Source organism: Polaromonas aquatica, assembly GCF_050626995.1.
Taxonomy (GTDB): Bacteria; Pseudomonadota; Gammaproteobacteria; order Burkholderiales; family Burkholderiaceae_C; genus Polaromonas; species Polaromonas aquatica_A.
This window is the reverse complement of record NZ_CP192467.1, coordinates 3,415,013-3,441,401: the sequence shown is the minus strand read 5'-3', so window position 1 is coordinate 3,441,401 and position 26,389 is coordinate 3,415,013. Positions and strand designations below refer to the sequence as shown.

Below are 26,389 nucleotides of genomic sequence, written 5' to 3'. Positions count from 1 at the left end.
CCGCAGATCTCAGCCGGCGTAATACAGTACCGCCACAAAATGGCAAACCGTGCCAGCCGCGACAAACAGGTGCCACACAAAGTGGCCGTAGCGGACGCGTGAATCGGTGGCGAAAAAGCCCACCCCCAGCGTGTAGAAAAGCCCGCCAGCGACCAGCCAGAACAAACCCCAGTTCGGGATCAACTCCAGCATCGGTTTGATGGCGATGAGGGCAATCCACCCCATCGCCACATACAGCGCGGTAGAAACACGCGGGTAACGGATGCCCGCCACCGCCTTCACGGCGACACCCGCAATTGCCATGACCCACACCAGTCCGAACAGCGTCCAGCCCCAGGGCCCGCGCAGCACGCCCAGCGTGAACGGCGTGTAGGTACCGGCAATCAACAGGTAGATGGCGCCGTGGTCCAGGATCTGGAAGACACTCTTTGCGCGCGCCGCACGCACGGCGGGCAGCGCGTGGTAGAGCATTGAGGTGAAGTACAGCAACACCATGGTGGCCGCAAACACGCAGGCGGCGGCGATGTCGATGGCATCGCCGTTGCGCACGCTGGCCACCACCAGGAAAGGCGCTGCAATCACGGCGGCCAGCAGCGCCACACCGTGGCTTATGCTGTTTGCGATTTCCTCGCCCAGCGTTTGCTGGCGGTCTAGCACCGCCACCACAGCAGCGGCGTCTTCCTTCATCGCTTGAGCAGCGCCTTCAGCACGTTCTGCACACGCCGCGCCTTGGTGGGGTCAAAGTCGGCGGCCAGCACCTGGGCTGCGTCTTCGCCCCAGGTTTCAGCCGGCGCCGGCGCATTGCGCTTGGTCAGCAGCTGCAGTTGCAGCATGCGGCGTTCGCTGATGTGCTCGGCCGGCGTCGGCAACTCGGCGGCGATTTCCAGGCGCAGCAGCGCTTCGGAAGCATCCTTGCCCGACGGGGTGCTGACGGCTTGCACCCAGCGGTTGCGGACAGCGGGCGGCACGGCTTTGCCGAGTTCCTGCGCGCTTGGCAGTTGTTCCGGGTCGCGCTTTTCCCAGGCAGTCAGCAGGTTCGTCAGCACCTCGCCGTGCGCCTGCATGGCGAGCTTCTTGAGCGCCTGGTTGGCGGCCTCAAAGGCTTCGCGCTGGGCACGGAAAGCCGCATCGCCCAGTCGCGGGCCGCGCTCTTCAAAGGCCGGACGCGCGTTGCGGTCACCACGGTCTCCCCGATCATTGCTGCGGGGGCCGCGGTCATCACGGCCTTCGCGGCCTTCCCGGTAGGGCTCAAACTTGTTGTCGGTGCTCTGGCGCGGGCCGCCGGGCTTGCTGCCTGGGCGTGCGTCCTTGCGGTCGCCGAACTTGCCGCCGCGCCCAGCCGCTGCGGGCTCGGCTTTCTTCATCCCGGGACGGTCGTCGCCGCGCCGCGCCACCACGGGCTTGGGTGCGGGCTTGGGCGCAGGTGCCGGTTCGGCGGGAGCACTGGCCGGCTCGCCTGCTTCAGCAAATTCAGCGGCGGCAGCTTCCGCGGCGCCCTCGGTCACCGGCGAATCTGCTACGTTTTCTGTAGCTGCTTGCGCAGATTCTGCCTGGGATGCGGGCTCATTTTCTTTTGAAACCGGGATGGCATTGGTATCAGCCAGGGCAGCCTCAACCGACTGCGCCGCTGGCGCTGCGGTTGCCGCGGCCGGTGCTGGCACAGGCACTTGCCCGCGCACAATCGCTTCGAGTGCCTTGGCGGCGGCGTGGATTTTTTGTGCGTCGCCACTGGCGGTGGCAGCTTCAACAGCTTTGGAAGCTTCCAGCACCATGCGGTCGTATTCCCCCAGGGCAGCGGCAGCTTTTTCACGCTCGGCGGTCTTGCGCTGGAAAGCGTCGTCGATGGGTTTGCGGAAGGCGTCCCACATCTTCTGCTCTTGCTTGCGCTCGATGGGCACGGCCTGCGCCTCATGCTGCCAGCGCTGCTGCAGCGACTTGACGGCGTCGATGCGCAGCATTGGCTCGGCACCCAGCACATTGGCTTCTTCAATCATGGCCTTGCGGCGCGCAATGCTGTCGTGGCGCGCAGCGGTCAGCGGGGCGTCTGCAGCGTCCATCGCGGCTTTCCACACAGGCTGGATTTCAGCAAATGCCTTTTCACCCAGGTGGCCGGCTTCACGCCATTTTTCGACAAAGCCATTGAGGCTGCGGATGTGGTGCTTCCAGTCGGTGTTGCCCTTGTTGGCTTCGGCCCAGGCCAGCACTTCATCAATCAGCAGCTTGCGCTCGGCCTTGACGGCTTCGCTCTGCTCTTTGACTTTCTCGAGCCAGGCTTCGACGACCTTGTGCGCTTCATTGCATGCGTCGTCAAAACGCTTCCACAGCGCGTGGTTGGGCGTGCCGCCCTGGTCGCTGGTCTTCCACTGCTCGCGCATGGCACGCAGGGCTTCCTGTTGTTTGCGCCCGCCCAGCGGCTTGGCCGCCAGGGCCTCGGCTTTTACGACAAGTTCTTCGCGAATCTGGTCGGCGCGCCAGCGCTGCCAGCCTTCGAGTTCACCGGCGGCCGTCAACGCGGCGTGCGCGGCGGCTTCGAGCTTGCTGTCGATGTTGCGGATATGTTCTTTCAGCGCATGGCGCAGGTCGGCCGCGACCTTGGGGGTGGACTTGCCATGGCCTTCGGTGACCTCATGCTCAAGCTTGGCCAGCGCGGCCTGCACGATGGCCGACGACTTCTCGCGCATGTCTTTGAGCACGGCGGGATCGATCTTGGCCTTGGGCGCGCGTGCGGGCTGCTCACCCGCTGCGGGCGGCAGGCCGCGTGCGGCGCGCAGCTCATCGGCCCACACAGGTACGGCGGGCAAAGGCGCGGCGGTATCTTCAGCGGCTTTCTGGGCTTGGGCGAGTGCGCCCTGGAAGGCCTCCCACACGGCAAGCAACTGTGCGCGAGATGCGTCGAGCAGCGGCGGAAATTTTGCGTCCACGCTGGCCCAGTTGGCGTCGTGCGTGATCTCGTCGGCCTGCGACTGCCAGTGCGTGACGTCACCGCGCAGGGATTCGAGGGCGGCTTCGGCATCGCGCCAGGGCTTGAGCGACAGCACCTCGGTGCGCTGGGCCAGCAACACGGCCGCTTCGCGCTGTACCTGGGTGCGGTGCTGCAGGTCTTCAATCGTCTTGACGCGCTCGGCGAGCTGGACCTTCAGGCCGGCGAGAGGTTCCTTGGACAGCGGTGCGCCAGCTTTGGCGGCGTCACGCTGCCAGGCCAATGCATCGGCCAGGTTGAGCTTCGGCACGGCCAGCAGTGCCTGGGCTTTTTCGGCCCACTCGGCGGCCACGGCTTCCTGACCCTTGCTGCGCTTGAGTTCGTCGAGCTTTTCTTTCAGCGGCTTGGCGGCGCCCTTGTCGCGATTGGCCAGGTCTTTGTAGACCTCGGCCATCTGCTCGGCCGAAGGCTCGGTCGCCAGCCAGGTGCGGATGCGCGCGGTGCGCTCGCCCGAGGTCGGCGCGGAGAACGCGCCGCCGGTCAGGCCGTCCAGCGGATGGGCTTCTGCCTGCTTGGTGGTGGGCGTTTTCACGGCAGGGGTTTCGGGTTTGGAAGATTTAAACATGGGGGCGCAAGGTCAAAAAATAAGTGCCGCCAGCCACAAGGCACCCCGGGAATGAGGGACTTTGCAGGCGGCAGCGGGTGTTGGGATTGGATGGGGAGCCGGCGCCGCAACCCGTGTTGCGCGTCCAGGCCCAAAAGCCCCATAAAAGCTTTATCAATAAAGCGCTGCCGCTATTTTCGCTGTTTTTAAGGCATCGCCAAATTCAGCTCCGCGCGCGGTGTCCATTTGGCCTCCGGCGGTATGGCTTTGGCGGCGCCGAGAAAGAGTCTTTCAGGGGGCAAATCACGCGATGCAAGGTAATCTTTCACCGCCACACCCCGCTGCACGGCCAGTTCGCGCATGGCGCTGTCGTTGACCTGGATATCGGCCAGCAGCAGCTTTTCCATCTCGGGCACGGGCAAATCCCTGGCCAGGCCTACCAGATTGCGCGGCTTGGGCATGTCAGCGCGTTTGTAGACCTCTTTAAGCAGGGCGGGGTATTCGGCCGGGCTGATGCTGATGGCGGCGGAAGTGGTGCCGCCGTCCTTCACGGTGAGGCGGCGCTTTTCGGCGCGCACCAGCGAATCAAGCCGCTCGCGTTTAAAACCGTCCCGCTCGGCATCCACGCTGCTGGTGCCGACCACGGTGAGCCGCAGCGCCGGCCGCTCGGCCAGCGCCTTGGCCACCTTGTCGAGGCCGGCTTTCGCTTCAGGCCCCAGCTCGGCGCTGCCGGCGTTAAAGCCCACAGTGCTGAGTTCTTCCCCACCGCCGCCGAACGCATTGGCCAGCAAGCTGAATGGCGCGGTGACGGCCTTGACGATCACATTGAGGATGACCTTGACGATGACGGGCCCGAGGCTGAACTGCGGATCATTGAGCGAACCGCTGATGGGCAGGTCGATGTCAATCACACCGTTGCGGTCGGCCAGCAAGGCCACGGCCAGCTTCACCGGCAGGCTCGCGGTCGAGCCTTCCACCTTGTCGCCAAAACTGAGCTGGTTCAGGATGACCTTGTTGGTGGCAGTGAGCCGCCCGTCGGGTAGCACCACATAACCCACATCCACACTGAGCTTGCCGCGGTTGATGCCATAGCCCGAGTACTTGACGGAGTACGGCGACAGCGGCGGCAGCTCCAGGTCGCGCACCCTGCCTTTGATGTCGAGCGCCAGCGGCTTGGCCAACGGGTTGAGCTTGCCCAGGATTTCCAGCGAAGCCGTGCCCTCGGCCCGCCCGCGCAGCTCCAGGTCGGCCATGTTGGGCACGGGGGCGGTGGTACCCGGCACCGTGGGTGTGACGGAAGAAAAAGCGCTGAGCTTGCCGGTCAGGTCGCTCAGGTCAGCCGAGTAGTTGGGCTTGACGAAGCGGTCGGAGAACAGCACCTTGCCGTTGATGAGGCTGATCGGGCCGAAGTTGACGATGGGTGGCGGTAAGCCGGCTGCCGCTGTGGCGGAGGCCATCGGGCTGACCGGTGCTGTCGATATAAATTTTGAGCCTTTTTGGCCCCCGGCCGGTAATGGTTGTGCGCCAGCCGCTATCGTTTCAGGAGCAACCGAAGGCAGTGATGATACCGGCGACTGGGCTGGCGTGGCGGGGCCGCTTGTTGCACCGGCATTGACAGCCCCCGTGTCCTTGCCGTTCTTCACCAGGTTCTGCAGGTTGATGCGGCCGTCGGGCAACACGATCACGCGCGCAAAGAAGTCAGTGAGCACAGTCTCCCGTACATCCACCCGGGTGGCCCTGGCCGGGTCCAGCGCCACATTCAGGCCGCGCAGGTTCAGCGCCTTCCAGGCGAGCAGATCTTCGCTGGGTGCCAGGGTGTTGGCGCGGAACTCTTCCAGCGACACGTCCCCTGTCACCTGCGCCTGTGGGCCGGCTGGTGCCTGCCGGTAAGACACGCGCCCCTTGAAGCTGGCATCTGCGCGCAGCAGCTCGATGTTGAGAACGTCGGCAATGTAGGGCTCGAACGCCTGCATCGGCAACCGGTCGACCACCAACCGGCCCTGGGCCTGGACCGGGCTCAAGCCAAGGCTGCCGTTGAAGTCGACCTTGCCGGGCTCAAATCGCCCGGTGGCCAAGCGCAGCGAGGCCGTCAGCGGCATGGGTTTGGCGGCCGGGGTTTTGGCGTCCCGCCTGTCGTCCAGCGCCAGCCCTCCCAGTTGAGCCCTGGCGGCGGTCACTTCAAACACCACCGGCTTGCTGCCCGACTGGTCGGAAAAGGACATGGCACCGCCGTCGAGCTGCACGTCTGCGATGGCCACGGCCCATGAAGGTGCCGCCGCAGGTGCTGCCGCGTCGGTAGGCCGCGGCGCCGGCGTTGCCGTGCCCGGGCTCACCATCCACCGCTGGTACATCCAGCGCTTGTCGGCATCACGGTCCACCTTGGCCTTGGGCTGGTCCAGCACCATTTTTCCGGCCTTGAAGGACTGGCCCGTCACGTCGATATCCACCTGCGCAAGCTCGGCGCGTTTGACGGACACCAGCGAGACCTTGCCCTGCACCAGCTGGATGTCACTGACAGCCAGCTGCGGGGCGGTGAGCTGCAGCTGCTGCGGCTTGTCACCGCTGGGCGCCCGCCAGTCCACACCGAGCTGGGCATCCAGTTGCCCATTCAGCGCCGGCAGCAGGAACTGGCCGACGTATTTGGCAGCCATGCCTAGGGGCCACGCCGCCACGGTGGCCGTGGCCCGGGCGGCCTGGTCGGTGGCCGTGCCGCTGAAGGTGAGCAGCGCGGGTGTTGCAAGCGCTTGAGTGGACGGCGCCGGTGTCTTGGAGGGTTGTTTGGCGCCAGTTTTCGCCGGTAGCGGCGCCGGCGCTGCGGGTGGCGGCTCCAGTCCGATTGAGCCGTTGAACTGCAGAGGGGCGCCGGCCGCAAAGGGCATGGCGATATCTGAAACATCGAGCGTCAGTCCGGCAAGGCGGATGTCGGCGGGTGACGCCAGCGTTTCGTCCAGCCAGTTCACCCGGCCGGCACGCACCGCCACACGAGCTACCTGTATCTTCCAGGGCGCGGCTGAAGGAGTTGCCCCGGCTGAAGGCACAGACGCCGGGGTGCTGGCCGAAGCTACCCCAGCCGGCGCCTGGGCCTGGGCCTGGGCCTGATTATTTGAAGCATTTTGGCCTGTAGCCCCTTCTGATTGGGCGCCAGCAGCTCCTTTTTTAATAGCACCCGGTGCATCGGGCGGCAGCAGGTTCAGCCGCCCTGACCGGTCGCGGGCGATGGACAGCGTTGGCGCTGTGAGCTCTACCGCCGAGAGTTTGACGAACTGTTCCAGCGGACGCACGTCGTCCATCGCAACCTGCAGGCGCTCAAACGCCAGCAACTCAGCGCGGGCTGCCGGCTGGGCATCGGTATCTGCAGCAGGCTTGCCGGCGGGGCCGGGTTTTGCGGCCCGGGCAGGCGCAGTCGCCGGCACTTGCCCGGCCGCTTGCACGGCCAGCACACGCACCTTTTCCGCTGTCACGGTTCCGGAAATCCGCACCACCGTGGCGGGCGTCTGCTCGAAGGCGACCCTGGCGTCGGCATGCAGCACTGCGCTTTGCAGCTTGATTGGCAGGCTGGCCGGCCAGTAGCCAAGGTAAGGCGCCAGGTCCAGCCCGCGCAAGGTAAGGGAGGCATCGGTTTTGTGGGTCTGGGCGAAGGGCGTGCCTTCGGCGGCTGTGTCGAAGCTGCTGCCGTTGAGCTTGAAGGCCAGGTGCGGCGAGGTCTTGACCTCGCGCTTGGAGGCGAGGTTGCTCAGGAAGGGCACCGACAGGCCTAGTTCCCGCAGTTCATGGGTCTTGCCGACGGCCTGGTCGGTGAAGTCCATGCGCCCGCCGCTAGCCACAATGTTGTAGACCGCAAACCGCAGCGGGCTGCCGGCCGGTGCGTCAGCGGGCGTTTTGAAACGCTCCAGGATGTCGTCGACGTCATAGCGCCCTTGTCCCTGGTGCGTCAGGAAGGCCACGGGTTCCTCCACCACCACGGCGTCGGCCACCGGGGCAAGCCGCAAGAGGGACGCAAGTTCGGCATCTATATATATGCGCTTGACGGAAAACTGGGGAGTTCCCTGGGGAGATGCCTGGGAGGATGAGGCGGAAACGCCGCCTCCAGCCGGCCCGGCCCTGGCGATGGCCAGGTCATGAAGGGTTAGTTCGAGCGACCAGGGTTTGAAGTCGACCCCACCCACCGTGACGTGGCGGCCCAGCTTCTCAGAGGCGATTTTCTCAAGCTGGGACTTCAGGATGGGCGGCACAACGGCATAGGCCACTGCCCAAACCAGAAGCAGCGCGCCGACGGCCCACGCGGCGCGGCGCTGCCAAAGACGCGACCGGCCCATAGCCGCCGCCCGTCCCGGCAAGGTTCTAGCCGTCTCCTTCCAGTTGATCTCTCGCCATTTGATTTCCCACCATCTGTTTCTCAGTTCATGACTTGCCATAGGCGTCGAGTTTTTAACGCGACAGCCAATCGGTCAATGATTTATTTGAAAAAGACAGTCACTCAAAGGCTGCCCGCGTTCGGTCGGGCGCATCGGATGAACTGGGTGATCGGGCCGAATGTGATGGCGTGCCGCTGGCTACTCAGTTTTTTGGGCAGCGAGCGGAATGACCATCCAAAGGCATACCCGTGCCGGGCTTGCGCCGACAGGCAACACAATGGGCTCCCCAAATAAAAACCCCGGTCAGTAAAACTGGCCGGGGCTGACGGCGGGCATTTATGACCATGCCGTCGGGGTTCCGCAAAGGAGAGAGTAATCGTCTCACAGTGCGATGAAAGCAAGTGATTGCTTTCGGTTTTACCGGGGTTGGTTACCTGGTTGGATGCCTGAATCAACAGGCAATTGCAGGTTAAACCTCTTGGGCGCCCCAGGCAAGACCATCTTTTCAATCGCAGCGCCTGATGTGATTGCCACTGCCTTTGGAGACCCGCCAGGAGCCCAGGGTCGGTCTAAAAAGACTACATCAGCCGTCGAAAACGGCCTACAACCGGACCCGTGAAGGGCTGATCCCACTTTTTATGGGCTAAACCTAACTTAGAGCTTGGTCTCAAAAAGCGCCCGTAAATGCCTTGATTCAGACCGGTTTTGCCGGGAATCAAGGTTTTTATTTGCATTTTTGATATAAAGAATCAATTTGTTATTATTGACAGGTTATTAACCAACCCCATAGAATCCCGCCAGTCCCACGAATCCTAGGGACAACCCGAACCCGCTGCCCTATTCTTCCAAGAAGCCGGCAACGTCAAACAAGGGTCAACACCCACAAGGCTTGCCTTGGTTTGATGGCGACCCAATCAAAGCCTGCTTGGCCCCCAAAGGGCCTGCAAGCGTAGAAAGGAGTGCTATGACAGCGCTAGGACAATTCGGCCTTAACCTGAATGTCGCTGCACACGTGAAAAATGTGCAAAGCAGTGTTTCCAACATTGTTGATGACATCGCCCAAGGCTTTTTCGAGATTACCCACAACAGCTTTGCCCTTTTGGGCCTTGCCGTCGTGTTTGCGGTGATCACCCTGACAGCCCGTCCCGACTTGCGTCAGGCCGGTGAACTCAAACTCATGACCTGGCTGCAGGAGCGCCGGGAAGCCGCCATCGGCTTTACCGAGCCTGGCGCCATTGAGCGTGCCACGGCGTCCAACCCGAAAGACCTGCCGTCCCAGCAGGCTGCGGTGGCGTACTGGCTGAGCAAAAAATACGGCGTGGCCCCGGAACCGCTGAGCGTGCTGGTGGCCGAAGCCTTCGAGATCGGCCAGAAAGCCAAGCTGGATCCCACCCTGATCCTGGCCATCATGGCAATCGAGTCCGGCTTCAACCCGTTCGCGCAAAGCCCGGTGGGCGCCCAGGGGTTGATGCAGGTCATGACCAAAGTGCACCACGACAAATACGACAACTTCGGCGGCAACCTGGCGGCGTTTGACCCGGTGACCAACCTGCGTGTCGGCGTCAAGGTGCTGCAGGAATGCATCGCCCGCGCCGGTTCCATCGAAGGCGGCCTCAAATACTATGTGGGCGCAGCCAATATGGACGACGACGGCGGCTACGCCAGCAAAGTGATGAGCGAGCACGCCCGCCTGCTGGCCGTGGTGGCGTCTGCCTCCAAACGCGGGACACCAACGCCTTTCTTTGCCGCACCCGGCACATCGCGCCCGGTCCCGGCCTCCCTGCCGGCCAAACCGGAAGCTGAAATCAAAACGCCTGAAAAGGTGGCGCTGCTGAACCAGTCCTGATGGGTCGCTTGCCGGCCTTCGAGCCGCATTCACCGCCTCAAAGCCGGGCCGCAGCCAAAGCGCCCCGGCTTTTTGCTTCCCGGGCCGCAGTGAGTAACCTGGAAGTGGCGGGTTTCGGGCGCCCTCAGTTACACTAACGAGGTGCGCAACTGGCGATAGGCTCAAGGTTTTCGCAACCATTGGAGCTGACGTGGGACACCACTGGGAAGCGCACCGCTGAAAGCCGTTGGGCCGAAGCGTTCAGCCGTTCGCCTGGGCAGCCCTTGCTTCCTTTCACCAAAGGACAAGGATTCAAGTCTTGAAGGACTGCCATGTACCACCGCAACATCCTGGTTGAACAAACCGACCCCGAAATCTTCGCCGCCATCCAGGCCGAAAACGCCCGGCAAGAACACCACATCGAGCTGATCGCCAGCGAAAACTACGCCTCGCCCGCCGTCATGGCCGCACAGGGCTCACAGCTCACCAACAAATACGCCGAAGGCTACCCCGGCCGCCGCTACTACGGCGGCTGCGAGCATGTCGACGTGGCCGAGCAGCTCGCCATCGACCGCATCAAAACCATCTTTGGCGCCGAAGCCGCCAACGTGCAGGCGCATTGCGGCGCATCAGCCAATGAGGCCGTGTTCCTGGCCTTCCTCAAGCCCGGCGACACCATCATGGGCATGAGCCTGGCCGAAGGCGGCCACCTGACCCACGGCATGGCGCTGAATATGAGCGGCAAATGGTTCAACGTCGTCTCTTACGGCCTCAACGACAAGGAAGAGATCGACTACGACGCGATGGAGCGCAAGGCCCACGAAACCAAGCCCAAGCTGATCATCGCCGGCGCCTCGGCTTACAGCCTGCGCATCGACTTCGAGCGCTTCGCCAAGGTGGCCAAGGCCGTCGGCGCGATCTTCATGGTCGACATCGCCCACTACGCCGGCCTGGTGGCCGCGGGCGTGTACCCCAACCCGGTGCCGCATGCCGACATCGTGACCTCGACCACGCACAAGAGCCTGCGCGGCCCGCGCGGCGGCATCATCCTGATGAAGGCAGAGCACGAGAAAGCCATCAACAGCGCCATCTTCCCCGGCCTGCAAGGCGGCCCGCTGATGCATGTGATTGCCGCCAAGGCCGTGGCCTTCAAGGAAGCCATGGCGCCCGAGTTCAAGGCTTACCAGCAGCAGGTCGTGAAGAATGCGCAAATCGTGGCCGACACCCTGACGCAGCGCGGCCTGCGCATCGTCAGCGGCCGCACCGAAAGCCACGTCATGCTGGTGGACCTGCGCGCCAAGGGCATCACCGGCAAGGAAGCCGAAGCTGTGCTGGGCAGCGCCCACATGACGATCAACAAGAACGCGATCCCGAACGACCCGGAAAAGCCGATGGTCACCAGCGGCGTGCGCATCGGCACCCCGGCGATGACCACCCGCGGCTTCAAGGACGAAGAAGCCCGCGCCACAGCCAACCTGATCGCCGACGTGCTGGACAACCCGCGCGACGCAGCGAACATTGAAGCCGTTCGCGCCAAGGTCCACGCCCTGACCAGCCGCTTCCCGGTCTATCGCTGACCATGGCGGACAGCACAGGCACTATGATTTTGATAGCTGTTTGCGCACGTCCTGATTGGGCTGAAGGCCGATTTGCACCTTCAACTTCGGGCTACATCCCATGAAATGCCCCTTCTGCGGCCATCTCGAAACCCAGGTTGTCGAAACCCGGGTGGCCGAGGATGCCGACTTCATACGCCGCCGCCGCCAGTGCGGCGCGTGTGAAAAACGCTTCACCACTTACGAGCGGCCGGACGTCACCTTCCCGTCTATCGTCAAGAAAGACGGCCGGCGCATCGAATACAAGCGCAGCAAAGTCCTGGCGTCCCTGAACCTGGCACTGCGCAAGCGCCCGGTGAGCACCGAACAGGTCGACTCGGCAATAGAGCGGATTGAAGAAAAGCTGCTGAGCCTGGGCCTGCGCGAAGTCGCCTCCAACCGGATCGGTGAACTCGTCATGCGCGAGCTGAAGAAGCTCGACAAGGTGGCTTATGTGCGCTTTGCCAGCGTCTACCGCAGCTTCGAGGATATTGACGAGTTCAAGACCCTCGTGGATGAAGTAAGGCGTTAAAAAAGCAAGACTTGGCACGACGGATGGCGCATTAGCCGCGATGGGCGGCGGCAAGCTTTGGACAGGGCTTGCTTACACTTTGCCAATGAATTCTCACACACTACGCATCGGGCGCCCTCAAAAGGGTTTCACGCTGATCGAGTTATTGATCACAGTGACGATCTTGGGCGTTTTAATGGCAGTAGCACTGCCAAGCATGAAGTCATTCATTGTCAGCAACCGTCTTTCTTCCAATGTCAATGGATTCGTGGGGCTGATTAATTACGCGCGCAGTGAAGCCATCACCCGCAATCAATCGGTGATCATCTGCCCAAAAAGCAACGCCGCCATCACCTGCGCAGCTTCCCAGTTCTGGAATGAGTATGAAACCCAGGTATTTGTGGATGTCGATGGCAGCGACACCCGAAACGCAGGAGACGTTTTGCTCAAAACCGTACCTGCGATGGACGTCAATGGGACCGAAATGGCTTTTGTCAGGCCGGCAGGTGCTGCGAACATAAAGTTTGGCGCAGTCGGCATGTCACAAACTGCCCATCGATTTAACATTCACGCAGTTGCAGCGTCGGATGTCGACTACGAATACAAATACGGAAGATCAGTTTGCATCAGCAAACCAGGGCGTGCCAGGGTTATTTCGTACTCTGCCAACCAATGTGACGCATTTTGACCATGACCTCACCATGAAACTGAAAAATATCACCCAGTTGCGCCGCCACGCGCGCGGCGCCACGCTGATTGAAGCGCTGGTTTCCATTCTTGTCCTGTCGCTGGGCTTAATGGGTATCGCAGGCTTACAGTTAAACGCAATGGCATACCAAAAATCCTCGTGGGCGACGCACCGGGTTGCCGAACTGACGAGTGACATTGGTGAGCGAATAAGGGCGAACCCTGCCGGAGCAACCAACGGCAACTACACCTACACCGCCAACTATGCGACAGCCAAGACCGCAGCCATCGTCAGCAACAGCTGCCGGACCTCTGGCGCCGCCTGCACGACGGCACAGATTGCCAATGACGACCTGTCCGCATGGATCGCAAAGGCTCAAACAGCGCTTCCAGGCGGTGCAGTGAACCTTGAAGGTGCCAGCAATACGGGGTTTACTGTCACGGCCATGTACATGGACAAGGACTTTGTTAACAACACCGGCGTCCTTCAGTCCTCAGCCGTTTGCACCACCGCAACCGTCGGCATCGCCTGGCGAAACTGTTGCCCGGCGGCGGCTGCCACGCCCGCCGGAGTCCGGTGCTCCAGATCCGACATCATTCCATGAGAACAGCCATGCGTTCCATACAAGTCCCGCAGGGATCCCGGCCTAAGCAAAACTTGGGCTTGACATTGATCGAGCTGATGGTTGGCCTAGTCATTGGGCTGGTCCTGGCAATTGTTGCTTCATCGACTTATCTGTACTCCAAGCAAGCCTTTAACGCCGTCTCCGAAAACTCCCAAATGGAGGAAAACGGCCGATTTGCTCTCAACCTCCTCGCACGAAACATACAAAGTGCCGGGTACGTTTCAATCGACCCCAAGGCCAACGGCCCCCAAGGTCCTAGCGACCTGAAAATTCGCGGCTGTGACTTTGGAATGACCAACCCCAAATCCGCCACCTCGACAGCAGACCTGGCTTGCCTGACATCTACCCCCGCAGGGACTACGCGGTCTGCCTCCATTGGCGTTTACTACGATACAGACGCGTACGATACATCTGGCGCGAAATTTCAAGGTTTCGACTGTCTGGGTAACGCGCCTGTCACCGTTCCCAGTAATCCTGCGGGTGGCAGCCCGACCTATGAAGTAAGGTCATATTTCTTTATCTCCACCGCCACCGCCCAGACGCCCTATGGAACTACCACGATGGGTCAATTGAGCTGCGTCACCGACCCCACGACAGCGGCGGGAGCCACTGCGACATTCCAGGCACAGCCGCTCATCCCTGGCGTCCACCAGATGGCAGCAACCTACCTGACCCCATCCGCCATCGACAAAAATGCCGCGCAAGGCGGCAACACAGCCACGGCTCTCGAAACCGCAGGGACGTGGTCTCAGGTAGTGGCCGTGGAGTTGTGTGTTCTGACCAAATCCATCCAGCCCTCCGGCAATGACACCGCAACGCAGGTAACTGACTGTTATGGCAATAGCTTCACGCCACCACCTTCGCAGAGCTTTCGACGGTTTACAAGCATCGTGAACTTACGAAACAGGACGCCAGCATGAACAGCTTTCATCGTTTTCGTTTTGATATGCAGCCGCGAATGCCAGGTCAGCGAGGAATATCGCTCGTTATTGTCATGATTTTCCTTGTGATCCTGAGTGCCCTCGGGATTACTGCCATGCAAAGCTCGACCTTCTCTTCACGCATTGCACGAAATGAATCTGACCGCAATCTGGCTTTTCAGGCAGCTGAAGCCGCCTTGCGCGATGCGGAGCTTGATATTAAAAACTTGCGCGTCGATAAATCGTTGTGCACACCAACAACGGCCGGCTGTCGGACTGAACTGATTAACCGCGGTGACGGCTTCGACGCCACTTGTCCATTGGGCAGATGTGACTCCTCAGCGATCGCAACACCTGTCTGGGAGGATGCCGCCAAGTGGACCACTACCGGTGCAAGCGTCGCTTACGGCACCTACACAGGTGCAGCGGCGCTTCCCGTCGTGGCACAGCAGCCGCGTTATTTACTTGAGTACTTCCCCCTTGGCGACTCAACCGTGTATCGCATTACGGCCGTAGGTTTTGGCGCGAACACCTCCACACAGATCATGCTTCAATCCGCTGTTAAGGCACTCCCCCTATGAATACTACTCACGGAATATCTTGGTTTAAAAAACAAACCGTTTATGTCTGGATCAGGGAGCGTTTCAAGTTTTTCCTGTTATTTGGCAGCGCTTTGCTTGCACTACAAACGCACGCGGTGAATTTCACACCTTTGCCACCTTATCTTTCAGAGATTAAGGGTGCGCCAATGGTCATGCTCAACTTGTCACGGGACCATCAGCTTTTTTACAAGGCCTACAACGAATATTCCGACCTCGACGGTGACGGTGCTCCGGAGACCCAATACAGGCACGCCTATAAGTATTACGGTTATTTTGACAACCAGCGCTGCTACCAGTACAGCACCACCAACAACCGGTTTTTCCCGACCAGGCAAGTTGCCAGTGACGGCTATTGCAACTACACCGGCGGTAGCTCGGAATGGAGCGGCAATTTCATGAACTGGGCAACCATGACCCGCATGGACGTGGTTCGCCGGATTCTCTATGGCGGGTTCAGAAGCACGGATGATTCGATCGTTTCAGGCACCTCATTAACGGTGCTGGAACGCGCCCATTTGCCGACAGATGCCCATGCATTCGCGAAATACTATGTGGGCGCCGACATCAGCAAGCTGACGCCCTTTAACAAGGCGGAAATCACGCTGTGCAACGCCTCCTTCAGCAATACTGCTGCACCGTCCATTCTTGTTGCGGACGGAAACTATTCATTGTGGAACGCCAACGAGCGCTGGCAATGTTACTGGAGTGAAGACAAGGCCGCCTCCAACGGAAATGATCCTGCATTGACCGGCTTGAACGCGGCGAGTTCCAATCCGTCCCGTGCAAGCAAAGGACTCGGAACGGGCTACGCGGCAGGCAGCTATACCGCCAGGGTGGAAGTTTGCAAAACCGGCTTGACCGGCGGGCTCACCGCAGACGAAGAAGCGCGCTGCAAACTTTACCCGCTGGGAAATTACAAACCCATTGGACTGCTCCAAAAGTATGGAGAAAGAAATGAAGCTGCTTTCGGGCTAATGACAGGAAGCTTCGACAAAAACATCTCGGGCGGCGTGCTGCGCAAGAATGTGGCCTCCTTTACCGACGAGGTCGATATTGATGATGGTCAGTTCAAAAACTTCAACGGCATTGTGACCGCGCTCAACAAACTCAAAATTTACGGATACAGCTACGCCGATGGCACTTATGAAAACACTGTCGGCAGATGTAATTTCCAGCAAATTGGCTTGGTAGACGGGGAGTGTTCCAGCTGGGGTAACCCTTTGGGTGAGATGTACCTGGAGTCGCTCAGATACCTTGCGGGGAAAACAGCCACCGCTGCTTACGTGGCCTCCCCGGCAACCAGGGACACCAGCCTGGGCTTGACGATCACGGCATGGTCGGATCCTTTTGCAACGACCACCGTCGCGGCTTTTGGCGACAGGTTGTGCCGCAGAAGCAGTGTCGTGAATTTCAATGCGAGCGTGACATCGTTTGACAACGACCAATGGACCGGGGCGTCAAGTATTTCAGGCTTATCCACGACCACGGTGGACACCTACACGAATCAGATTGGTGCAGCGGAAGGTTTGTTTGCTGCTGGCAAGACGTGGCCGATTGGCCGCAATGGAACGAACAATAACGGCTATTGCAGTGACAAGGCGCTGACCTTTACCGGAGTCACATCGTTGGCAAATGCGACGGGTGTCTGCCCTGAGGCTCCGACCCAGTTCGGAGGGTACAAAATGGCCGGTGCTGCGCTGTACGCGCACACCACGCCGATTCGCAGCGATTTCACAATTCCGGCCAATAACAGGCGCGCGTTCAGGGTGGATACCTACGGCGTCGCTCTTGCCACAGGTAATCCCCGCATCAAGGTTCCTGTGCCAGGCCAGCCTGGAAAGTTTGTATTTATTTCACCCGCCTACCGTCTGGATGTCGGCACCGGTGGCGGCGGAACACTGGTCGATTTCAAAGTCGTTACCCAGACCCCAACGGCCGGCAAATACCTCATCAACTGGGAAGACTCCGAACAAGGCGGGGACTATGACCAGGACGTTTTGGGCATTCTTGAATACTCCGTGGTTGGTACAACCATCAGCATCAAGACCTACGTTGCCGCCGAGGCCACTGGCCAACCACAAGGTTTTGGCTACGCCATTACCGGTACGAACGGAAAGGACGGGATCCACTTCCACTCCGGCATTGAAGGTTTCGACTACAACGATCCGCGCAATATCACCGTAACACCCGCCACGAACGTAAATGGCACCGGCGGTTGCAATAATTGCCAGGTCGCACAGACCGCAACCACAGCCGCCTATTCCATGGTGGGTGTCAGTGGGGAAGAACTTCAGGATCCGCTGTGGTATGCCGCCAAATACGGCGGCTTTGATCGCGATAAGACGACCACATACACCCTTGGCTCTGTTCTTCCCATCGATTCCTGGGATCTTAAGAAAGCCGATGGATCGACGGGTACAGATGGCATTCCCGATAATTTCTTTTATGCCGTCGACCCTGCGCAGCTGGAAAAATCACTGGAGCAGGTCTTTTCAACCATCCTGAAAGCCGGCGGAGCAGCTCCTGCCGCTACATCCGCACGAACCGATGCAGGGGGCTTTGCCTACCAGAGCTCCCACAGCATTAAACCTGCCGGCGGAGGGGCCGATGCCGACGCCAGCGGCCAGTTCCAGCGGTTCAGCTTTCAAAGTAACGGTTTGCTTTCCGCGTCACCTGACTGGGACGCTGGTGCGAAACTCACCATCCAGAACTGGGATACAGGGCGAAGAATACTTTCCTTGAACGGTACGGGAACGATTCCATTCAGGTGGACCAATTTGGACGCAGCGCAGCAAACGGCATTGCGAACCAACCCGCAAACCGGCGCTGTTAACAATGTGGCAACCGGTCAAAACCGCCTGAACTGGCTCCGGGGCGACAACACGAATGAAACTGCAGCGGGTGGGTTACGGGCCCGGCCCGCGACCAAACTGGGCGCAATCATTAACTCCACACCATGGTTCGTGGGGCCGCCATCTGCCGGCTATACCAATTCGGCCTATGGGGGTGGATACAACACCTTCCGAACCAACAATACGGCTACCAATGCTGTGTTTGTGGCCGCCAATGACGGTATGTTGCATGCCATCAACGGAGCAACAGGAGATGAATTGTTTGCCTATGTGCCACGCGCGCTCTACACCACTTCAGCTACTGCGCCTTATTCCAAGCTTTCAGCAATTACCGCCAAGGATTTTGCGCTCAATTCGGGAACAAACAGTATCAATGTGGACGGCAGCGTGATGGCTGCCGACATGAAGGTCGGAGGCACCTGGTCGACCTATCTCTTCGGCACGTTGGGACGGGGTGGTAAAGGGGTTTATGCCCTGAATGTCACCAAGCCCCAAAACATCACGGAAGCGTCCACTGCGGTAGCTAAATGGGAATTCACTGAAGCCACGGGCGATCCGGATATGGGCTATATCGTGGGACGTCCTTCCTCCCGGTCAAACGGGCAGCCTTTTCAAACCGGCTATATGGCCAACGGTAAATGGGCGGCTATTTATGGCAACGGATATAACAGCACCAGTGGCAAAGCAGCACTATTTATCCTCTTCGCTGATGGCCCAGCCAGCGCCGGAACAACAACATGGACGGCGGGAACACATTACATAAAAATCCCGACAGGAACCGCGGGTAATGGACCCGACAACGGACTGGGCATACCAATTGCCATCGATACCGATAACAACGGTGCGATCAACGTCGTTTATGCAGGCGATCTGAAAGGAAATGTCTGGAAATTTGACGTAAGCAATAGCGACCCGGCGCTCTGGAAAGTTGCGACCACAAGCAACGTACCGCTGTACCAGGCCAGCACAACCATCACGGGTAGTACAACCGCCGTGGTTCAACCTATCAGCACGGTGGTTCAGCCCTTCCCTCATCCGAATGGGGGGTACCAGCTTGTATTTGGAACCGGTAAGTCACTTGAAAGTACCGACTATCCAATGTCAGTGTCCTTCACCAATACTATTTATGGTATTTATGATCGTCCTGGCAATACGTCCACTCTCACAGTGGGCCTCACTGACCTGGTTCACAAGTCGACTACTTTTTCGGCTCCCACCCGATATATTCAGAACAACACCGTCAACTACACCAACAAAGATGGGTGGTATGTGAACCTTCCCTTACCTTCAGAGGGGATAGTGTTCAATTTGCTGGCTGAAGATAGCAACAGGGTGTCAATAAAGTCTATTGCGCCTGACGGGACGTCAGATGGTTGCCGTGTGGATAGCGTAAGCATTACTATGGATCTGGACCCCATCACTGGAAGCCCCATACCCAACGCAGTTGATGGCGCACCTGCGATAAACGGCTTTTTGGCGGCAGGAACCACCTCCAATAACAGTTTTGAAATTGGTAGAGGTGGTATCTATAGAAAACCGACACCTCCAGCCAGCACCACTGCTTGCATTCCAGGTAGCCCCAACTGTGTGTGTAACCCGGCGGCCGCGACCGAGTGCGTGCTCTGTCTGGATCCGGCAACGTGCAACCCGCCGTGGGCCCCGAAAGATGCCAATCAATGTGTATTCCGTAAGCTGTCAGCTCTTGGTACAGGTGGTGTGGAAACCACGTTGCGTTACGGAAGTTGTAGCGACGGGCGCCTGACCTGGCGTGAAATTCTCCGCAATCGCTAAACATGCAACGAGGAAAAGCTATGCATACTCAAAAACTGCGTGGATTCACGCTGATCGAGCTGATGGTGACGGTGGCTATCATTGGAATTCTGGCTGCCGTAGCGCTTCCATCGTACTCAGAGTACGTCAAGCGCTCAAAGCGCGCGGAAGCACGTGCCGAGGTATTAAAGGCCGATGGGTGGCTGGAGCGGTTCTACACTGAAAATAACAACTACGCCAGCAACCCGCCAACCAACAATGTGAATGCAGGTTTCAGCGCACGATTTTCAGCAGTCCCCAGTACAGGCGGGGCCAATTACACAGTGACCCTCGCCGTATCAGCTGCGGCGTACACCGTTACGGCAGCACCCATAAATTCGATGGCTGGTGACAAATGCGGTTCATACGTGAAAACGAATTTTGGTTCGATTACCGTCCCGACTGCAAGTGCCAGCGATGCTCCGAAATGTCTAAAGTGACATAAATGTCTTGGTGGTGGAGATGTGTACTCCTGGTGCTGGTGTGCGCCGCTCATATTTCAGTTTTTTTTGTCTTTAACTCAGCGCACCGCTCTCCTCCAGCAAGAATATCTCGAAGCGCTTCGGTGCATTCGATGACCCTATACAAAATCCCCACTTTGAGTGCTGAGGATAGCCGGCAAAGCAGTTACGAGCCCGCAAGGGCTCGTAACATTACGTCGATCAAACCACTCCACGCCCTACATCCGGGCCTTCATCCTGATGAGCTATCCATCAGTGCCGTGGCCTTCTCCAGCACTGACAGTCAAGGCGCAGCCTTAGACATCGAGAATTTTCTGGAGGCCGATGCGGTGGACGAAACAGCGCTACCAGAAGAGCGGTTTGAAGAGATTCTGAAACAATCTTTGCCATTAGGCTTGCAAGCCATAGAACTGGAACTCTGGATTGATCACACTGGAAACACGGTGCTCGTACGATGTCTTGATCAGGATAACTGCGGTGACTCCGCCGATAGCCTTAAACAACTGCTAACGTTACGTTTCACACCAGCCGTTAAAGACGGCATCTCGGTTTCGAGCCGCAAGCATATTTCTATTCACATAGACCCGCCGCCAACTTTTGGTCTTTAATGATAGGTCGAGTCCTTCAATGGGAAAGCTTATCGATCCAAATGACCGACGAAATCCAGAACAACTTATCAGCAGCACTCCACACACTGGCAACACAGGCTTCGGGCCTGTGCTCACCAAATCCTGCGGTCGGATGCATCATCACTGACAAGGCATCCAACGTGTTAGGTCAAGGCCACACCCAGCAGGCAGGCGGCCCGCACGCCGAAATCATGGCCATGCGCGATGCCGCGAACAAAGGCCATTCACTCAAGGGCGCAACCGCCTACGTCACGCTTGAGCCCTGCTCCCATCAGGGGCGAACAGGCCCCTGCTGCGATGCGCTGATCGCGGCAGGCATCAAAAAGGTGGTTGCATCGATCGCCGACCCCAATCCGCTGGTGTCCGGCCAGGGTTTTGAGCGCCTGCGGGCAGCGGGCGTGGAAGTCGAAGTTGGCCCCGGCGCGGCAGAGTCGCGTGAGCTGAACATTGGATTTTTCAGCCGGATGATCCGCAAAACCCCTTGGGTTCGATTGAAAGTCGCGGCCTCGCTGGACGGCACCACGGCATTGGCCAACGGCCAGAGTCAGTGGATCACTTCGCCTGAGGCGCGGACCGATGGCCACGCGTGGCGGGCCCGGGCCTCCGCCGTGCTGACAGGCATCGGCACCCTGCTGGAGGACGATCCGCAACTGGACGTCCGGCTGGTGGAAACACCGGTGCAACCCTTCCGCGTGATTGTCGACAGCCTTCTGCAGACGCCGCCTGGCGCGAAGATATTCCAGTCGGGTGGGCCGGTCTGGATCTACACCGCCACGCAGGGCTCACCCCAGGAAGCCGCGCTGGCCGCCAAAGGTGCGACGGTAATCTGCCTTCCCGACGCCCGGGGGAAAGTCGATCTGGCGGCCATGATGAAAGACCTGGCGATGCGCGAGATCAATGAACTGCACATCGAGGCCGGCAGCAAACTCAACGCATCCCTGATCCGCGGCGGGCTGGTGGATGAATTTCTGGTTTACCTGGCGCCCAAACTGCTGGGGCCGGGCCAAGGCATGGCCGCCCTGGAAACTTTGCAAACGCTCTCAAGTGCGCTCGAACTGCAGTTTCTGTCTACCGAGAAAGTCGGACCCGACCTGCGTATCGTCGCCCGTGTGGTGGGCCGCGACGCTTTTTAGCCCAAGATGGACGCCGGCCTGCCTGGTGACGGCATGCGAGACGCCACAGCATCGCTATCAAAACAGTAGCTACTCGCGCCCATCAATCTTGGGCTACAGCTCTCTTTCTTGTATAAAACTGCCTGATTTGGCCCGCGCGCGCCACTGCCAGCCCTGTGAATCACAGGCTGGACGCCCCCTTTTCCGAGGCCTTTGGCGCCGGTCGGCGGCGCCGCACCCGGAATCCCTGCGAAAATGGTGCCATGTTTACCGGAATCATTACCGGCTTGGGGCGGATCGTCGCCATCCAAAGCCTGGGCAGCTCTTCAGACCATGGCAAGCGCCTCACCATCGAGGCGCCTGCGGGTTATCTTGATGACGTGGGCCTGGGCGACAGCATCGCACTCAACGGCGCCTGTATGACGGCCACGACGCTGGACCTTCCCCTCAATCGCTTCACCATCGACATTTCCGCAGAATCCCTGGCCAAAACCACCGGCCTGGCAGAAACCGGCCCCATCAACCTCGAAAAGGCCCTGCGAGCGCATGATCGCCTCGGCGGCCACATCGTCTCGGGCCATGTGGACGGCATCGGCAGCGTGACGCACTTCGCCCAGGTGGGTGAAAGCTGGGAACTGCGCATCCGCGCGCCGCGCGAGCTGGGCAAGTACCTGGCGTACAAGGGTTCCATCACCGTCAACGGCGTGAGCCTTACCGTCAACCGGGTCACAGACCTGGCCGATGCAACGGGTGGTGCGGGTGGCACCGAAATCAGCATCAACCTCATTCCCCACACCGTGCAGAACACCGCACTGGGCCGGCTGGCCGCAGGCTCCCACGTCAACCTCGAAATCGACCTGATCGCGCGCTACGTTGAGCGCATGCTGGGCGACACCCATAACAACACCTCCAAAAAGCCCTGAACATGACCACTGCCATTTCTCCCGTTGAAGACATCGTTGCCGACATGCGTGCCGGCCGCATGGTCATCCTGATCGATGAAGAAGACCGTGAAAACGAAGGTGACCTGGTATTGGCAGCAGACCACGTCACGCCAGAAGCCATTAATTTCATGGCGCGTTTCGGGCGGGGACTGATCTGCCTGACCCTGACCCGCGAGCGCTGCGAGCTCCTGCAGCTGCCGCCCATGGCCACGCGCAACGGCACCAAGCACTCCACCGCTTTCACGGTTTCCATCGAAGCCGCCGAAGGCGTGACCACCGGCATTTCAGCCGCCGACCGTGCCCGTACCGTGCAGGCCGCAGTCGCCAAGGACGCCAAGGTCACCGATCTGGTGCAGCCCGGCCACATCTTTCCCCTGCAGGCTGTTGACGGCGGCGTGCTGATGCGCGCCGGCCACACCGAAGCTGGCTGCGACCTGGCCGGCATGGCCGGCTGCTCGCCGGCTGCCGTGATCTGCGAAATCATGAAGGACGACGGCACCATGGCCCGGCTGCCGGATCTGCTGCTGTTCGCGGCGGAGCACAACCTGAAGATCGGCACCATCGCCGACCTGATCGAACACCGCAGCCGCAATGATTCATTGGTGGAAAAAATCGGCAGCCGCGCGCTGCAGACCGCCTTTGGCGAATTCACCGCCCACGCCTTTCGCGACAAGCCCAGCCAAAGCCTGCACCTGGCCCTGGTCAAGGGCGCCTGGTCAGCCGACGATGTTGTGCCGGCACGGGTACATGAGCCTTTGTCAGTGCTGGACGTCCTTGAAACAGGCCGCTCCATGCACTCGTGGAGCCTTGACCAAAGCCTCAAACACATCGCAGAGCAAGGCAAGGGCGTTGCCGTACTGCTCAACTGCGGCGAAAGCGCGGCGCAGTTGCTGGCACAGTTTGAAGGCACCGCGCGTGCCAGCCAGGCGCCCGAGCGCGGCCGTATGGACTTGCGTACCTATGGCGTGGGTGCACAAATCCTGCGTGAATGCGGCGTGCACCGGATGAACCTCATGGGCAACCCGCGCCGCATGCCCAGCATGACGGGTTACGGCCTTGAGATCGTAGGCTACACGGCCAAAAACTGAGGCTGTCTTTCCGCTATTTCATCCATCAATAAACCAACAAATCAATCAAAGGGATTCATCGTGTTTGGAGCAGAAAAAGGTTCAGGCGACAAGCTTGACGGCAAAAAACTTTCCATCGGCATTGTTCAGGCTCGCTTCAATGAAGGCATCACCAATGCACTCGCGGAAGCCTGCAAGCACGAGCTGTCCGCGCTGGGAGTGCAGGACGACAACATCACACACATCAAGGTGCCCGGCGCACTTGAAGTCCCCGTTGCGCTTCAGGCCCTGGCGGAAAGCGACAAGTACGACGCATTGATTGCACTGGGTTGCATCATCCGCGGGGAAACTTACCATTTCGAACTGGTGGCCAATGAAAGCGGCTCAGCCGTCACACGCCTGGCGCTTGACTACCAGTTGCCCATTGCCAATGCCATCCTGACCACGGAAAACGTCGCGCAGGCCGAAGCCCGGCAGGTCGACAAAGGGCGCGACGCTGCCCGCGTTGCCGTCGAAATGGCCAACCTGATCAATGAAATTGCCTGAGCGCCCGCTCCTGCATCCCTAACCCGACTGGCACCTCATGGCAGACCCCATCACCAAACCCAAACGCCCGCCTCAAACCCGTACCGGCCTGACCGACACCGGTGTCAAAAAAGCGGCAGATAAATCCGCCCGCACACGTGCACGCGAGTTCGCGCTGCAGGCGCTCTACCAGCACCTGGTGGGCCGAAACGAGGCCGACTCCATCGACGCCTTCACCCGCGACCTGGTGGGTTTTCACAAAGCCGACTCCGCCCACTACGACGCGCTGTTGCATGGCTGCATCGAGAGCGCCACCACGCTCGACGCGCACATCACGCCGCTGCTGGACCGGCCCATGGCCGAAATCTCCCCGGTCGAACATGCCGTGTTGTGGATAGGTGCCTATGAGTTCACCCACTGCCTGGACGTGCCCTGGCGCGTCGTGATCAACGAGTGCATCGAGCTTGCCAAAGCCTTCGGCGGCACCGATGGCCACAAGTACGTCAACGGCGTGCTGAACAAAATGGCGCCCTCGCTGCGCGCCGCCGAAGTTGCCGCCGACAAATCCCGATAGGGGCTTGCCCCGCGAAAGGCCAGCCTTGAAAATCGCCCAGCGGGCTCAGCGGATTGAGCCCTTCTACGTCATGGAGGTTGCCAAAGCGGCCTCCGCAATGGCGCAGGAATTTGCGCACAGCGCGTCGCCGATGATCTTCCTGAACATCGGCGAGCCCGACTTCACGGCACCGCCCCTGGTGCAGCAAGCCGCTGCCCGCGCCATTGAACACGGCACCACGCAGTACACCCAGGCCACCGGCTTGCCGGCCTTGCGTGAACGCATCAGCCAGTGGTACGCCTCCCGCTTCGGGGCACAGGTGGCCCCTGGCCGCATCATCATCACTGCGGGCGCCTCCGCTGCCTTGCAGCTCGCCTGCCTGGCCTTGATTGAGGCGGGTGACGAAATCCTGATGCCGGACCCCAGCTATCCGTGCAACCGGCATTTCGTCAGCGCCGCAGAAGGCAATGCGGTGCTGGTCCCTACCACCGCCGAAGAGCGCTTTCAGCTGACCCGCGAGAAGGTGGAAGCGGCATGGAACCCCAAAACACGTGGCGTCCTGCTGGCTTCCCCGTCCAATCCCACAGGCACCTCGATTGCGCCGGAAGAGCTGCAGCGCATCCACGAATTTGTGCATAGCCGCGGCGGCATTACGTTGATCGACGAGATCTATCTGGGCTTGAGCTATGAAGAGCATTTCGGCCATTCGGCGCTCGCCATGCCCGGCGAGCTGGGCCAGAGCGTCATCAGCATCAACAGCTTCAGCAAATACTTCAACATGACGGGCTGGCGCCTGGGCTGGCTGGTGGTGCCCGAGGCGCTGGCGCCGGTGATCGAGCGCATCGCGCAGAACCTGTTCATCTGCGCCAGCACGGTCGCCCAGCATGCCGCCCTCGCCTGCTTCGAGCCGGAGAGCCTGCAAGAGTACGAACGCCGCCGCGCCGAATTCAAGGCGCGCCGCGACTACTTCATTCCTGAACTCAACCGCCTGGGCCTCACGGTTCCGGTGATGCCGGACGGCGCGTTTTACGCCTACGCCGACTGCACGGCCGCGGCCACCCGGCTGGGCGTCAGCGGCAGTTGGGACTTCGCCTTCGAACTCATGAAGCGCGCCCACCTGGCCGTCACGCCGGGCCGGGATTTCGGGTACGCCGCGCCTGAACAGTTCGTACGGTTTTCCACCGCCAATTCCATGGACCAATTGAAGGAAGCTGTGGCTCGCCTGGAGGCTGCCCTTGCCTAGTCAGAGGTCGATCAAGTCAAACGTAGGCGGCATTCCTTTCAAGCAGGGGCCGCGGGACTGGCTTCGCCAGACCGCAGGCGCAGCGGCCCTCTCGGGGGGCAGCGCATTACACGAAGTGAAAAGCGTGGGGGCCACATTCAGCTGGCCCGTACGGGTTTATTGGGAAGATACCGACGCCGGCGGCATTGTTTTTTACGCGAATTACCTGAAATTTTTTGAACGTTCGCGCACCGAATGGCTCAGATCCCTCGGTGTTGAACAGCAGCGCCTGCGGGAAACTACCGGTGGCATATTTGTGGTGGCTGAAACCACCATCCGCTACCATCGCTCTGCCCGCCTGGACGATGAACTCATTGTTACGGCAAGCCTGATTGAAGCAGGCCGCGCGTCCATGATAATTGGCCAGCAGGTGCTATTAAAAACAGAGCAAGAAGGACAAGCACCCATCCTGCTCTGTGAAGGAAGTATCAGGATCGGCTGGGTCGACGCCGCCAGCCTGCAGCCCAGGCGGATTCCTGCTGCCATTCTTGACAGCCTAAAAACTTGAGC

The 26,389-nt window shown here is 60.1% G+C and carries 20 protein-coding genes and 1 riboswitch; of the genes, 17 read left to right on the top strand and 3 right to left on the bottom strand.

The window, feature by feature from the left end; all coding sequences use genetic code 11:
- Positions 1–9: 9 nt before the first annotated feature.
- The 3 genes from trhA to ACQ4MS_RS16535 all read right to left on the bottom strand — a co-directional run bounded on the left by trhA (position 10) and on the right by ACQ4MS_RS16535 (position 7,939).
- A complete protein-coding gene (trhA, locus tag ACQ4MS_RS16545) occupies positions 10–687 on the bottom strand; it encodes a PAQR family membrane homeostasis protein TrhA (protein ID WP_431095725.1) in 678 nt (225 codons plus the stop codon).
- The gene (locus tag ACQ4MS_RS16540; RefSeq protein ID WP_431095724.1) at positions 684–3,545 is read right to left on the bottom strand and encodes a DUF349 domain-containing protein; all 2,862 of its coding nucleotides are present in this window, start codon (positions 3,543–3,545) and stop codon (positions 684–686) included. The genes trhA and ACQ4MS_RS16540 overlap by 4 nt, the downstream gene beginning before the upstream one ends.
- Before the next feature lie 185 nt (positions 3,546–3,730).
- The gene (locus ACQ4MS_RS16535) at positions 3,731–7,939 is read right to left on the bottom strand and encodes a DUF748 domain-containing protein (RefSeq protein WP_431095723.1); all 4,209 of its coding nucleotides are present in this window, start codon (positions 7,937–7,939) and stop codon (positions 3,731–3,733) included.
- A 904-nt stretch (positions 7,940–8,843) separates the two neighbouring features.
- On the opposite strand from ACQ4MS_RS16535, the gene ACQ4MS_RS16530 reads away from it, so the two are divergent.
- From ACQ4MS_RS16530 to ybgC, 17 genes are all read left to right on the top strand, one after another.
- Positions 8,844–9,725, top strand: a complete 882-nt coding sequence (locus ACQ4MS_RS16530) for a transglycosylase SLT domain-containing protein (protein WP_431095722.1) — start codon at positions 8,844–8,846, stop codon at positions 9,723–9,725.
- 135 nt (positions 9,726–9,860) lie between these two features.
- Positions 9,861–9,990, top strand: a riboswitch (ZMP/ZTP riboswitch).
- A gap of 46 nt (positions 9,991–10,036) precedes the next feature.
- Entirely contained in the window at positions 10,037–11,281 is a 1,245-nt protein-coding gene (glyA, locus tag ACQ4MS_RS16525) for a serine hydroxymethyltransferase (RefSeq protein ID WP_431095721.1), read from the top strand.
- Between the two features lie 100 nt (positions 11,282–11,381).
- Complete coding sequence (gene nrdR, locus ACQ4MS_RS16520) at positions 11,382–11,831, top strand: transcriptional regulator NrdR (protein WP_431095720.1); 450 nt, start codon at positions 11,382–11,384, stop codon at positions 11,829–11,831.
- Positions 11,832–11,916: 85 nt separating this feature from the next.
- Positions 11,917–12,498: a GspH/FimT family pseudopilin gene (locus tag ACQ4MS_RS16515; RefSeq protein ID WP_431095719.1), complete on the top strand. Its 582-nt coding sequence runs from the start codon at positions 11,917–11,919 to the stop codon at positions 12,496–12,498.
- Between the two features lie 13 nt (positions 12,499–12,511).
- Positions 12,512–13,102: a type IV pilus modification protein PilV gene (gene pilV / locus ACQ4MS_RS16510; RefSeq protein WP_431095718.1), complete on the top strand. Its 591-nt coding sequence runs from the start codon at positions 12,512–12,514 to the stop codon at positions 13,100–13,102.
- A gap of 8 nt (positions 13,103–13,110) precedes the next feature.
- Complete coding sequence (locus ACQ4MS_RS16505) at positions 13,111–14,043, top strand: PilW family protein (protein WP_431095717.1); 933 nt, start codon at positions 13,111–13,113, stop codon at positions 14,041–14,043.
- Positions 14,040–14,624 (top strand): pilus assembly PilX family protein, encoded by a 585-nt coding sequence (locus tag ACQ4MS_RS16500; RefSeq protein ID WP_431095716.1) that lies wholly within the window; start codon positions 14,040–14,042, stop codon positions 14,622–14,624. The genes ACQ4MS_RS16505 and ACQ4MS_RS16500 overlap by 4 nt, the downstream gene beginning before the upstream one ends.
- Complete coding sequence (locus tag ACQ4MS_RS16495) at positions 14,621–19,288, top strand: pilus assembly protein (RefSeq protein WP_431095715.1); 4,668 nt, start codon at positions 14,621–14,623, stop codon at positions 19,286–19,288. Before ACQ4MS_RS16500 ends, ACQ4MS_RS16495 begins: the two co-directional genes overlap by 4 nt.
- Positions 19,289–19,308: 20 nt before the next feature.
- Positions 19,309–19,746 (top strand): type IV pilin protein, encoded by a 438-nt coding sequence (locus tag ACQ4MS_RS16490; RefSeq protein ID WP_431095714.1) that lies wholly within the window; start codon positions 19,309–19,311, stop codon positions 19,744–19,746.
- Positions 19,747–19,880: 134 nt separating this feature from the next.
- On the top strand, positions 19,881–20,375 hold the full coding sequence (locus ACQ4MS_RS16485; protein WP_431095713.1) for a hypothetical protein: 495 nt from the start codon (positions 19,881–19,883) through the stop codon (positions 20,373–20,375).
- Between the two features lie 41 nt (positions 20,376–20,416).
- Positions 20,417–21,529, top strand: coding sequence for a bifunctional diaminohydroxyphosphoribosylaminopyrimidine deaminase/5-amino-6-(5-phosphoribosylamino)uracil reductase RibD (ribD, locus tag ACQ4MS_RS16480; protein WP_431095712.1), 1,113 nt, complete (start codon positions 20,417–20,419; stop codon positions 21,527–21,529).
- 242 nt (positions 21,530–21,771) lie between these two features.
- On the top strand, positions 21,772–22,431 hold the full coding sequence (locus tag ACQ4MS_RS16475) for a riboflavin synthase (protein WP_431095711.1): 660 nt from the start codon (positions 21,772–21,774) through the stop codon (positions 22,429–22,431).
- Positions 22,432–22,433: 2 nt separating this feature from the next.
- On the top strand, positions 22,434–23,540 hold the full coding sequence (gene ribBA / locus ACQ4MS_RS16470) for a bifunctional 3,4-dihydroxy-2-butanone-4-phosphate synthase/GTP cyclohydrolase II (RefSeq protein ID WP_431095710.1): 1,107 nt from the start codon (positions 22,434–22,436) through the stop codon (positions 23,538–23,540).
- Positions 23,541–23,600: 60 nt separating this feature from the next.
- Complete coding sequence (ribH, locus tag ACQ4MS_RS16465) at positions 23,601–24,065, top strand: 6,7-dimethyl-8-ribityllumazine synthase (protein ID WP_431095709.1); 465 nt, start codon at positions 23,601–23,603, stop codon at positions 24,063–24,065.
- A 37-nt stretch (positions 24,066–24,102) separates the two neighbouring features.
- A complete protein-coding gene (gene nusB / locus ACQ4MS_RS16460; protein ID WP_431095708.1) occupies positions 24,103–24,618 on the top strand; it encodes a transcription antitermination factor NusB in 516 nt (171 codons plus the stop codon).
- 25 nt (positions 24,619–24,643) lie between these two features.
- Complete coding sequence (locus ACQ4MS_RS16455; protein WP_431095707.1) at positions 24,644–25,840, top strand: pyridoxal phosphate-dependent aminotransferase; 1,197 nt, start codon at positions 24,644–24,646, stop codon at positions 25,838–25,840.
- A gap of 124 nt (positions 25,841–25,964) precedes the next feature.
- Entirely contained in the window at positions 25,965–26,387 is a 423-nt protein-coding gene (ybgC, locus tag ACQ4MS_RS16450; RefSeq protein ID WP_431095706.1) for a tol-pal system-associated acyl-CoA thioesterase, read from the top strand.
- Positions 26,388–26,389 lie beyond the last annotated feature (2 nt).